This is a genomic window from Asticcacaulis aquaticus (genome assembly GCF_028550415.1).
Lineage (GTDB): Bacteria > Pseudomonadota > Alphaproteobacteria > Caulobacterales > Caulobacteraceae > Asticcacaulis > Asticcacaulis aquaticus.
This window is the reverse complement of sequence record NZ_JAQQKX010000005.1, coordinates 64,531-76,314: the sequence shown is the minus strand read 5'-3', so window position 1 is coordinate 76,314 and position 11,784 is coordinate 64,531. Positions and strand designations below refer to the sequence as shown.

Below are 11,784 nucleotides of genomic sequence, written 5' to 3'. Positions count from 1 at the left end.
GAGGCTGTGGTCAGATGGCGGATTCGGCGGTATGTAATAGCCAACCATAAAATATACCGAGGAAACCCCATGTCACATGAACCCGCCAAAGGTCCGGGTCGCCGGGCCGTGCTGTCCGGTGCCGCCGCCGGTTTACTGGCTACCACGGCAACGAAAACCCGGGCTGCCGATACGCGCAAACGCTACGCCCTCGTCGGTTGCGGCAGCCGCGCCCGCATGTTTCAGTCGGCGATCTGGGGCGCGCACAAGGACCACAATCAGCTGGTTGCCGTCTGCGACACCAATCCGGGCCGCCTGGCCTATGTCGCCGCCCGGGCCAAAAGCGCGGGCGCGCCCGTCCCCGGCGTCTATCTGGCTAACGATTTCGACAAGATGGTGCGCGAAACCAAGCCCGATGCGGTCATCGTCACCACGCCGGACGCCTATCACGTCGACTATATCCTGAAGGCGCTGGAGGCCGGGCTGGATGTCGTGACGGAAAAGCCGATGACGACGGACGCCGCCAAGGCCCAGAAAATTCTCGATGCCGTCAAACGTACCGGCCGCCACATCCGCGTCACCTTCAACTATCGCTATGCGCCCTTCCGCAGTCAGATCAAGGAGTTGCTGATGAGCGGCGTGATCGGCGATATCCTGTCGGTCGATTTCCAATGGCTGCTCAACACCTCGCACGGCGCCGATTATTTCCGCCGCTGGCATTCCAACAAAGCCATATCCGGCGGGCTGATGGTGCATAAGGCGACGCACCATTTCGACCTCGTCAACTGGTGGCTGTCCGACATGCCGGTCTCGGTCACGGCGGTCGGCAAGCGCGATTTCTATACCCCGCAGATGGCTCGCCGGATGGGGTTGTCGGGACCGCACGAGCGGTGCCTGACCTGTCCGGAAAAGGCGGCGTGCAGCTTCCATCTTGACCTCGCCGCCGATGCCGGCCTGAAGGCGCTCTATCTCGACAATGAGAAATACGACGGCTATTTCCGCGATCGCTGCGTCTGGCGTCCCGATATCAATATCGAGGATACGATGAACGTCACGGTCAGCTATGGCAACGGCGCGACCCTGAACTACAGCCTCAATGCCTTCAATGCCTGGGAAGGCTATAATATCGCCTTCAACGGCACCAAGGGACGTCTGGAGCATACGCTCAACGAACAGGCGACCACCGCCGGATCGGGCGCGCCGCAAAGCGAAACCGAGCGCGGCGTCATCCGCCTCATCCCGCTGCGTCAGGCGGCGCAGACCATCCCTCTGCGCACCGGAGAGGGCGCGCATGGCGGCGGCGATGCGGTGATGCTGAACGATCTGTTCAATCCGGCGGCGCCTGCCGATCCGCTGATGCGAGCGGCGGACGAACGGGGCGGCGCGGCCTCGATCCTGATCGGCGTGGCCGCCAATCGCTGTTTCGAAACCGGCCAGCCGGTACGTATCGACAGCCTGGTCAGTGGGCTGGACACACCCCGGATGCCCGCCATGCCGGGGCACGATGGCCCTGTGCCCATGCCGGTGAAAGGGTAAAGCAGGGGCACGGCCCCTGCACCCTGAACATTTATACCTCCCTGGATATGCCGGGAGGGGGACCGCACGAACCGCGTAGCGGTGAGATGTGATGGTGGGGTTTCTTACTTACTTAGACTGTCACCGCTGAATCTCCGCAAGGCACCCCACCACCATTTGCTCTGCAAATGGTCCCCCTCCCCGCGCAAACGCAGGGAGGTGTGATTGGACGAAGGTCAATCGCTCACATTTAAGCGGCTGAAGCCCCCGATTGCGGTGCGGGCACACTCAAACCCGCCGCCGAATATTCGTTCAGCTTGTTACGCAGGGTCCGGATCGAGATGCCGAGGATATTGGCGGCGTGGGTCCGGTTACCGAGGCAGTGCGACAATGTGTCGAGGATCAGCTTCTGCTCGACCTCGGCCACCGTCGAGCCGACAAAGGTGCGCGCGGCGCTGATCGAGGCCTGAGCGGCGTGGTTGATATAGTCCATACCGATCGGCGCGACCGGATTGAGCGGCTGACCGTCCGGCAGGCGGATGGCCTCGGCATCGACCTCGGCCCCCGGCGACAGCAGGACGGCGCGGTGCATGGCGTTTTCAAGCTCCCGCACATTGCCGGGCCAGCCGTGGGCCTGAAGGCGGCGCTTGGCCTCGGTCGAGATCGGCTTGAGCGGGATTCCGTTGGCTTCGGCGTACTTCTTGGCGAAGAATTCCGACAGGGCGAGGATATCCGCCGGACGCTCACGCAACGGCGGAATGGCCAGATTGATGACGTTGAGGCGATAGAGCAGGTCTTCGCGGAAGACGCCCTCCTTAACGGCCTGCGCCAGATTGCGGTTCGAGGTCGCCAGCACCCGGATATTGACCGGCACGGGCTTGGTGCCGCCGACGCGGTCGATGACGCGTTCCTGAAGGGCGCGCAACAGCTTGGCCTGCAGGCGGGCGTCCATTTCCGAGATTTCGTCGAGCAGCAGGGTACCGCCGTCGGCCTCTTCGAACTTGCCCACACGGCGCGCCATGGCCCCGGTGAAGGCGCCCTTTTCGTGGCCGAACAGTTCCGATTCCAGCAAGTTATCGGGGATGGCGGCGCAGTTGACCGAGATGAACGGCTTTTGCGCGCGCTTCGACTTTTCGTGCAGGTAGCGCGCCATGACTTCCTTACCGACGCCGCTTTCGCCGGTGATCATGATCGAGGCGTCGGAGCCCGCCACCTGATCGGCCAGTTTCAGCACCGCCTGCATGGCCGGGTCGTGGGTGACCAGCGGGCGCGAATCGTCCGACACGGCGGCCAGAACGGCGGCGATCAGTTCGGCATCGGGCGGCAGCGGGATGAATTCCTTGGCACCTTGCGAAATGGCATAGGCGGCCTTGCGCGGATCGGGATTGACGCCGCAAGCGACGATCTGCACGTGGATGCGCTCGCGCTCATTGGCCTCGATCAGGCCCGCGATATCCAGCTCGTAATCGACCATCAGCAGGTCCGCGCCCTGCCCTTTGCGCAGGGCTTCGGTGGCCTGAGCGATCGTGTCGACGTGGGCGACTTTGGCGCCCGTATCCATCGCCATCTTCACCGCCGCAGAGAGCTGACCGCTCAGTCGTCCAACAACTAAAAGTCTCATGTCTCTACTCCCTTAACCCGCACTGTCTTCGGACTTGATGATTTCCGTCATGGTCACCCCAAGACGTTCATCCACCACCACCACTTCGCCGCGGGCGACCAGACGGTTGTTCACGTAAATATCGATGGCCTCACCGACCTTGCGGTCCAGCTCCAGCACGCTGCCCTGCCCCAGCTTCAGCAACTGCGACACCGACATGTAGGACTTGCCCAGCACCGCCGAGATGTTCACCGGCACGTCGAAGACCGGGGCCAGATCGACGGCGGACTTGTTGCCGTCTTCATCGGTCACAGCGGCGGCGGTGCCATCGCCAAAATCTTCCAGTTCAAAATTGTCAGCCATGATCAGGCATCCTTACAAACGGCATCAGCCGACTTTTTGCTTGTGATAGGCTTCCGCCAGCAGCACTTCCTTGAGCGCGCCGCGCAAAGCCTCGAAAACCTTGTCCGGGTCGTAGGCCGCCCGGCCTTCCGGCCATTGAATTTCAAAAGCCCCGCGATGTCCGCCCGGCTGGTCGCGAAACACGATCGCGCCGGAAAACCCGGTCAGGGCGGCGGCTTCGCGCACGGCCTTTTGCAGGTTGGCGTCGGGCGACGACGCGGTGATGACCAGACGCGGCGCACCGGAAATTTCCTCGCCCAAGGCCTCCAGAGCCGCCTTGACCGGCGCTTCGGGGAACAGCTCAAGCGCCTGTGCGGCGATCTTCTGCGCGCAGACCAGCGCCAGTTGCACGCATTCTTCCTTGTGCTGGGCCAGCACGCCATTCAGCGCCTCAAGCCCGACCCCGGCGGCTTCGGCCAGGGCCTGCACGGCCTGAGCCTGCGCCATCTGGGCGCGCGCCATGGCCGACAATTCGCCCTGAGTATGGGCCTGCTGACGGATCGCCTCGACCTCTTCGGGGGTGTAGAATTTCTTTTCCTTCGGGGTGGTCGCGGTGACGCGCCCGCCGGTGTCGTAGACCGTGCCGAAGTCGAATTTCTTGTACTGCGGGGGATTAGTAGATGAGTTCATCGTCGCCTCCCATTTTTTCGCTCACGGCCAAAGGCCTCCGCGAGGGCGGCGAAGTGTCGCCGAGGCGCGCTTGCGCCCTGTCGGCGTCGCTGATCTTAATAAATAAGTTCATCATCGCCTCCCTGACCGGCCAGCATGATCTCGCCCTTGGCCGCGAGGTCCTTGGCGACCTGCACCATGGCCATCTGCGCGCCATCGACGTCTTTCAGACGCACCGGCCCCATCGAGTCCATGTCGTCGCGCATGATCTTGGCCGCGCGCTCGGACATGTTGGAGAAGAACATGTCGCGCAAGCTGTCCGACGCGCCTTTGAGCGCCAGCCCGAGCTGGTCCTTTTCGACCGCGCGCAAAAGCGTCTGCACCCCGCCCGGATCGAGCTTCGACAGATCCTCGAAGACGAACATCAGGGCGCGAATGCGTTCGGCGGATTCGCGGTTGCGCTCTTCCAGAGCGGCCACGAAGCGGCTTTCGGTCTGACGGTCGAAATTGTTGAATATCTCCGCCATCAGCTCGTGCGAGTCGCGCTTCGAGGTCCGCGCCAAGTTTGACATGAACTCGACGCGCAGGGTCTGCTCGATCTTGTCGAGGATTTCGCGCTGCACCGGCTCCATGCGCAGCATCCGCTGCACGCATTCCAGCGCGAAGTCTTCGGGCAGGGACGACAAAACGCGCGCCGCATGGTCGGACTTGATTTTGCTGAGGACGACGGCCACCGTCTGCGGGTATTCGTTCTTGAGGTAGTTCGCCAGCACCGCCTCGTTGACGTTGCCCAGCTTGTCCCACATGGTCCGACCCGCCGGACCGCGGATTTCCTCCATCAGGGCGTCGACCTTATCCGCCGGCAGGAAGGATTGCAGCAGGCGCTGGGTCTGTTCGAACGAGCCCATGATCGTGCCCGACGACGACATGCCCGACACGAATTCGACCAGCAGCTCCTCGACGACGCCCGACGACACCGAGCCCAGCGACGACATGGCCTGAGAGATTTCCTTGATCTCTTCCTCGTCGAGCTGCGCCCACAGTTCGGTATGGTCTTCGCCGAGGGCCAGCATGACCACGGCGGCTTTTTCCACCCCGCTCAGTCGCTTGGGATCATCGATGATGTTCTTGGCCATTCTACGCCTACCTTAGTTATCGTGCAGCCACGCGCGGAGAATCGAGATCGATTCATCCGGGTGACGGTCGACGAATTCCGACACGCGCTTCACCGAAGACGCCTTCACCTGACCTTCGATTTTCGCAATGTCGATGCGCGGATCGACGGCGGAAATGGCCAGATCGGTGCCCGGCTCGCCGTTATAGCCGAGCGCTCCCGCCGCAGCCCCCGCCGGAAGCGCGCCCATACCACCGGGGCCGCTGAGACCCGCTACGCCGCCCGCCGCGCCGCCATTGACGAACTTGAGCAAGGGCCGCGCGACGAAGAACAGGACGAGGATCGCCACGATGGCGAGGATCAGCCACTGGATCGCCGACATGATGTCGTCCTTGGTGAAATCGAACATACCCGCCTTCGCCTCGGTGCCGCCGACGGCATTGGCGTCGCGGTTGAAGCGAACGTTCAGCACCTCGACCGTGTCGCGATCCTGCTGGAAGCCGATGGCGGCCTTGACCAGCTGATCGAGGCGCTGCATGTCCTCGGCCGAACGCGGGGCATAGGCGGCCGGCGACTTGCCGTCGGCCGCGGGCGTAGACACCCCGTCGACCACAACCGCCACAGCCAGCTTCTTGATCGCGCCCGGGGCCACGACCTCGGTCGTCTGGGTGTTGGAGATTTCGTAGTTGGTCAGTTCGTCCGTCGTCTCGCTCTGGGTGCCGGTTGCGGTCGTTCCGGCATTCGGATCGCCACCAGGGATGTTCGACTGCGCCGTCACCGTGCCGTCCGGTGCCGCTTCGTTGGCGCGGTCAGCGGAGGAATTGGTGCGGGTCGAACGGACGACCTGACCGTCCGGATCGTACTGGGTCTGCTTGCGCGTGATCGAGTTGAGATCGAGTTCGGCGGTGACCGTGACACGCGCCGCACCCGGACCCACCACGCCTTCGACGATTTCCTTGACGCGCTTGCGCAGGGATTCCTCGATCTCGGTCTTGCGCTCTGCCCCACCGGCACCCAACAGTGCGTCGTCTTCGCCACCGGCGGCCAGCAGGCGATTCTTGTCATCGACCAGGGTCACGGCATTGGCCTTGAGGTTCGGCACGGCACCCGCCACAAGGTTGCGGATGGCGCGGACCTGATCGCCGCTCAGTTCGCCGTTCGACAACCCGACCACGACCGAAGCGGTCGGTGCGGCGGCTTCGTCCTGAAACAGTTCACGCTTGGGCATGACCAGATGCACCCGCGCCGAATTGATACCTTTCAGCGAGGAGATGGTGCGCGCCAGCTCGCCTTCGAGGGCGCGCTGATTGTTGAGGTTCTGTACGAATTCGGTCTGGCCCAGCGCCGGGGCGTTGTCGAACAGCTCGTAACCGACGGAGCCCGCGGTCGGCAGGCCCTTCGAGGCGAGCATGAGACGCGTTTCGCCGACAGAATCCCGATCCACCATCAGGGTCGAGCCGTCGCCCTTGGCCTCGTACTTGATGCCCGCCTGATCGAGCGCGGCGGTGATTTCGGAAGCTTCCTTGAGGTCGAGATTGGAATAGAGCAGCGCCTGCGGCTTGCCGCCCATGTTCAGGAAGACCGCCGCCAGAACGGCGGCAACGCCGATCGACACGCCGATAATCACGGCCAGACGGCTCAGACCGAACTGTTTAAGGAACTCCACGATCCCGACTACCCACAAATTTCCGCGCGTCGTGCGCGGCTCACTAGGCAGTAATTTCCCAGTGAAGCGTAAACGCCGCGTTAAGACGGAGGGTAAACGGGTAAATTTGTTAACAAAAGGATCGGCTCGGGCCTAGGTCGAGGCATGAACCGGACCCCTGAAACCACACAGGCCCTGCCCGCAGTTTCGCGGGGCAGGGCCTGAGGTCGTTTCCTGTTGCTCGGGTGCGGGCGCACCCCGGCTTTACCGTTATTAACGGTACTGCTGAATCCGCGTCGTCCGCAGACCTGCCATGCCGTGGCTGTCGATCGCCTTTTGCCAGCCCAGGAATTCTTCCGAGGTGATGCGGTAACGTTCGCACGCCTCGTCAAAGCTCAGAAGCCCCCCGCGCACCGCCGAGACAACCTCGGCCTTGCGGCGGATAACCCAGCGCTCCGTTCCCGGCGGCGGCAGGTCGTTCAGGGTCAGTTTCGCACCCGTAGGTCCAATCACGTATTTTTCGCCTTTGCTATCGCGGCGCTGTTCTTGCAGCATGATTCTTCACGCCTCTCTTACCATCACATAACGGTAAGATAGCATCAGGAGTCTAACATCCACTTAATTGCCTTAGTAAATATATTACTAATAACAACGGTTCAGGATATTAACCTCTCATTCATCATGCTTTACGCCTGTTATTCATAATTAATTCAGATTAATACTTAACGCTTAATCTGAAGAAGTTCCTGCAACATCTCATCCGCAGTAGTAATCGTCTTGGAATTGGCCGAATAGGCCCGTTGCGTGGTGATCAGATTGGTGAACTCTTCGGACAGGTCGACGCCTGAGGCTTCGAGCGTGCCGACGCTGAGCAGGCCCGAGCCCGAAACGCCCGGCACCTTGAGCGTGAAGGGCCCGGAGGTGTTGGAGACGGTATAGGCATTGCCCGACACCGGGGTCAGGCCGTCGGCATTGACGAAGGTCGCCAGAGCCAGTTGCGCGATGTCGCGGGTCGAACCGTTCTTGAAGACGGCGGTGACCATGCCGCTGTCGGAGATCTTGATCTGATCGACGCCGGAGAAGGGCGTGCCGTTCGGATCGACACGGCTGGTCGAGGCGGCATTGAGCTGCGTCAGCTGGGTGGCAGCATTGTTGAAGTCGAGGGTGATTTCCTGATCGGCGACCCCGATGGAATCCTTCCAGTCGACATTGAACTTGAAATTGGTGACCGGGTCGCCATTGGCGTCGACCTGCGTCACGCCGCCCTGGGTGATCGATTCCAGCTTGCCCGACGAATTGAAGACCAGTCGGCCCGAGGTGACGATATTGTCGACCGGCGCGCCCTGATCGACGTCGTCGGACCAGACTTCGTAGGCCCAGGTGTTGTCGGCGATCGGCGGGGTCGCCGTGGCGTCGGGCGCCAGCTTGATCATCGACATGGTCAGGGTGCGTTCGCCGCCCAGCGAGTCGGACACGGGAATGCTGATTTCGTAGTCCGGACCCGTGGCTACCGTCGTATTGACCGTCGAGGCGTCGTATTTCGACATCGGATAGGTCGTCGGATCGGCGGCATAGCGGGCGGCGTTGTTCGATACGGTCTGGTTGGCGTTGAGGTTGCCGCTGACCCCGGCAAAGGTCGTGGCTTCGACCGCCGCGGCGATCTGATCGACATTGATGGCGGTCAGCTGGCTAAGGTCCGCCGCCGACTGAACCGCGCTGCCGCCCGCCGCGATGGGCCAGCCCTGAAGATAAAGACCGGCGGAGTTGCGCAGATAGCCCTGCTTGTCCGGCGAGAACGAGCCGTCGCGGGTGAACAGGTGCGTGTCCTGCGCGGTGGCGTCGGCGGTCTGGGTGGTGACGAAGAAGCCCTGACCGTCGATGCCGAGATCGAGGTCGGTGGCGGCCTTTTGCAGGGTGCCCAGTTGCGAGATCATATGACGCGTCGTGGCGATGACCCCGCCGGCATTATAGCCGGTCGGCGTCGAGGAGGCCGTCACGATGGCCTGAAAGTCGGTGCGCACGCGCTTGTAAGCGGTGGTGTTGACGTTGGCGATGTTGTTCGAGATGGCCGAGAGGGACGTGGAGAAAGCGGCGAGACCGGACACACCGGCTTGCATGGCAGCATTCAGACCAGACATGTTTTAGGCTCCATAAATGCGGAAAAGGGGGGGAACAGGGATGAGGAGAGGGATCGGGTTAAGCGTCAGTCGTTTCCTTGACGCCGGAGATGGAACTGAGGGCGATAAGCGATTGCGCCATCTTGAGGACGATTTCTCCGTCGATCAGTTCTGTCGAAGTCACGGGGGCCTGCACCGAAATGGCGTTGGCGATGGTGGCACCCGATGAATTGGTAGCGGTGATTTTCAGCGTGTAATTGCCTTCGGACACGGTCTTGCCGGACGAATCCTTGCCGTCCCAGGTGAAGCTGTTGTCACCCTTGGTCATGGACGATGCGTCGCCCTTCCAGATCGTATTGCCGTCGGCATCGAGGATTTCGGCCTGCACGCTCGACGCGGTCGAGGCCAGTTCGTAATGCCAGGTGAGCGGCTGATCGGTGTAGGACTGGGTGTCGATGTCGGCGATCGCCGTCTTGCCGATCATATTGACCGAATTGGCGATGCTGCCCGAACCGAGGCCCACGAGGGCTTTCAGATATTCGTTCGACTTGAGCTGCTGCTCGACGCTGGAATACTGCACCAGCTGGTTCGTCCATTCGGTCGAATCCATCGGCGAGAGGGGATCCTGGTTCTTGATCTGCGCCGTGAGCAGACCGAGGAAGGTTTCATAGGTCGTGGCCAGCGAGCTGGCGCTGGTCGTCGACGTATCCGTGGTCGTCCCAGTGGTGGAAGTGGTGGTCGTCGAATTGCTGACGGCGGTAACCATGGGTAGCTCCTAAACCAGTACGCTGAGCGAAAGGGTCTGCGCGCCGCCATAAAGGCCGCCCATGAGACCGACTCCGTTCAGAAACGTGTCTTGCGGGATATGATCGGCCAAAGACTGCGCGTGCATTTGCGCGCCGATCAGGGTGTTGGTATCGTTTGCGGCCTCGACGGCCACGATGGGCGAGGTTTCAGCCTCAGGCTGTTCGCGGCGGCGGCCCCCCTGCTCGCGCGACGAGAAACTCAGGGCGCCGTCCTCAAGCTGAAACCCGGCCTGCTCCAGCTGGCGGCGCAGATCGTCCTGACGGTCGCGGAACTGGCTCTCTGTCATCGGGCTGTCGAAATTCAGCGCCGCCGACAGCTTGCCATCGGCACCGATCTCAAGCTTCACCTCGACGCGGCCCATATCGGTGGGACGCAGTTCCATATCGAAGGTCGTCGTTTTCTGACCGACCTTGCGCGTGATCTGGGCGCTCAGGGCGGCGATATTCTCGATCGTGTGCTGTGCCAATTGAGAAGTCGACGCGTTTTGGGGCGAATAGGTTTGCGCCGTGGATTGGGCGTGTGGCGCGGCGGTGAGCTTCAGGCCCATATCGCTGACGACCTGCGGCTGAAACGAGGCCGGAGCCAGGGATGGCGGAGCCGCCTCCGCCGCCAGACCAGAGGCCAGACCAGAGACCAGGCCCGAAGACAGTGTGGTGAGCAGGCTGGTCAGGCGATCCGCGGACGCCCCGTCCCGGGTGATCGCCGCCTTAGCCTTAACGTCATTGTCACCGACGGCTTCGGCAGTGTTCGTCTCCTTGCCGCGTACCTTCGACGACGCCCGTTTGCCTTCCACCGCCCGCTCATCGAGCGTGGGCGCATCGGCGTCGGACGCATTCTCCAGACCCTCGAAGGCCGAGGCCAGCGCCATCTGAGCGTTGGTGGTCTTAAGGTCCGCGGTGTTCGGGTTGACCGATCCGATATCCGCTGCCTGAACCGACGCATCTACCGCCACAGGTTTGATCTCAGCGGGTCTAACCGTCTCCGGCATGATCACCGGTGCGACGAACGTGTCGGCTTTCACGGCGACCGTGGTCTCGATATCGGTTTCCGACGTGTCCTTGTCGGCCGTTTCAGAAACGGCTCTTGCCTCGGGTTCGTCTTTGACCTGCGATGCGCTATCGGCGGTATAAGTCCGCTCGATCCGGGGCGACGGCATAAGGCGGACGTTTTCGACCGTAGTCCCGGACGCAACTTCAATCGTCGCATCGCCGGCCTTGAGCGTTCCCTGAGGATTCGGCAGCGGCTCATCGCCCGGCAGCCCCTGAGGCAGCGCCTCGGCCATATTAGTGACGGGCGTTTCAGTCTCTTCGGTGGGTAGCGGAGCGTCGATGGTTTGGGCCTGCCACGCGGTATTCACAACAGCCTGACCATTGCCCGCGAGGCCTTCAGGCCGGGGGTTGGCGGACTGGACACTGGCCGTTTCGGTCGAGGCATCGACACCGGATACCAGCCCCGCCAGAATATGCCCGAATGCCCCGTCCCCCGCACGCACGACGGCACCACCGTCCTGAGGCAGGACGCGGGCGGCACTGATCGCGGCAGTCTGAGCAAGGAAGGCAGTCACAGGCGGGGTCACAACGAACGGGGCGTGAGGGCGCGTTTCGCGACAGCTTCAGGCCGGGGTCTGGGTGAACGCCTTTTGCGCCCACAGATCGTCACGTCACCTTCGCAAACCCCGTGCCACAGATCACTCCACTGTATTTATTGAGTTTTTATTTTCCTGCCGGGTGAAATTTGCCGGGACGGCCCCTAAACCGCCGGTTCAAACTTGCCGGGTGCCGCCAAAACCCGGCCTGGCGGATGTCCGGCCCGAAACATTCCGGCACCTCTTCGGCCTGTGGCACCGTATTTGAACCTCTGCGATCAGTCTTTATACAAACCCGCCCATGGCAAAACCTTAAGTCAATGAAAAATATGAGTAAATTTTTTGACACATTCCCAAAGAACGGGCAAATTTTGCCGGTTTGCGGGCAAGGCTTGCCTAAACACGGCAGCG

General features: G+C 62.1%; 10 protein-coding genes. 1 reads left to right on the top strand and 9 read right to left on the bottom strand.

What is annotated here, in order from left to right; translation table 11 throughout:
* The first annotated feature begins 69 nt into the window (after window positions 1-69).
* Window positions 70-1,515, top strand: coding sequence for a Gfo/Idh/MocA family protein (locus PQU92_RS07840; protein WP_272747661.1), 1,446 nt, complete (start codon window positions 70-72; stop codon window positions 1,513-1,515).
* Window positions 1,516-1,744: 229 nt separating this feature from the next.
* Here the strand turns inward: PQU92_RS07840 and flbD are convergent, their stop codons facing one another.
* The 9 genes from flbD to PQU92_RS18865 form a co-directional block, all read right to left on the bottom strand.
* Window positions 1,745-3,115, bottom strand: a complete 1,371-nt coding sequence (gene flbD / locus PQU92_RS07835; protein WP_272747660.1) for a sigma-54-dependent transcriptional regulator FlbD — start codon at window positions 3,113-3,115, stop codon at window positions 1,745-1,747.
* A gap of 12 nt (window positions 3,116-3,127) precedes the next feature.
* Complete coding sequence (gene fliN, locus PQU92_RS07830) at window positions 3,128-3,460, bottom strand: flagellar motor switch protein FliN (RefSeq protein ID WP_438263815.1); 333 nt, start codon at window positions 3,458-3,460, stop codon at window positions 3,128-3,130.
* Between the two features lie 21 nt (window positions 3,461-3,481).
* Window positions 3,482-4,126: a FliH/SctL family protein gene (locus PQU92_RS07825; RefSeq protein ID WP_272747659.1), complete on the bottom strand. Its 645-nt coding sequence runs from the start codon at window positions 4,124-4,126 to the stop codon at window positions 3,482-3,484.
* Between the two features lie 95 nt (window positions 4,127-4,221).
* Complete coding sequence (gene fliG, locus PQU92_RS07820; RefSeq protein WP_272747658.1) at window positions 4,222-5,241, bottom strand: flagellar motor switch protein FliG; 1,020 nt, start codon at window positions 5,239-5,241, stop codon at window positions 4,222-4,224.
* Window positions 5,242-5,253: 12 nt separating this feature from the next.
* Window positions 5,254-6,885 carry a flagellar basal-body MS-ring/collar protein FliF gene (fliF, locus tag PQU92_RS07815; RefSeq protein WP_272747657.1) on the bottom strand — a complete coding sequence of 544 codons (1,632 nt, stop codon included), beginning with the start codon at window positions 6,883-6,885 and terminating at the stop codon, window positions 5,254-5,256.
* 252 nt (window positions 6,886-7,137) lie between these two features.
* Window positions 7,138-7,419 (bottom strand): CtrA inhibitor SciP, encoded by a 282-nt coding sequence (gene sciP, locus PQU92_RS07810; RefSeq protein ID WP_023460953.1) that lies wholly within the window; start codon window positions 7,417-7,419, stop codon window positions 7,138-7,140.
* Window positions 7,420-7,586: 167 nt separating this feature from the next.
* The gene (locus PQU92_RS07805; RefSeq protein ID WP_272747656.1) at window positions 7,587-9,002 is read right to left on the bottom strand and encodes a flagellar hook protein FlgE; all 1,416 of its coding nucleotides are present in this window, start codon (window positions 9,000-9,002) and stop codon (window positions 7,587-7,589) included.
* A 58-nt stretch (window positions 9,003-9,060) separates the two neighbouring features.
* Entirely contained in the window at window positions 9,061-9,747 is a 687-nt protein-coding gene (locus PQU92_RS07800) for a flagellar hook assembly protein FlgD (protein WP_272747655.1), read from the bottom strand.
* A 9-nt stretch (window positions 9,748-9,756) separates the two neighbouring features.
* Window positions 9,757-11,352 carry a flagellar hook-length control protein FliK gene (locus PQU92_RS18865; protein WP_272747654.1) on the bottom strand — a complete coding sequence of 532 codons (1,596 nt, stop codon included), beginning with the start codon at window positions 11,350-11,352 and terminating at the stop codon, window positions 9,757-9,759.
* Window positions 11,353-11,784 lie beyond the last annotated feature (432 nt).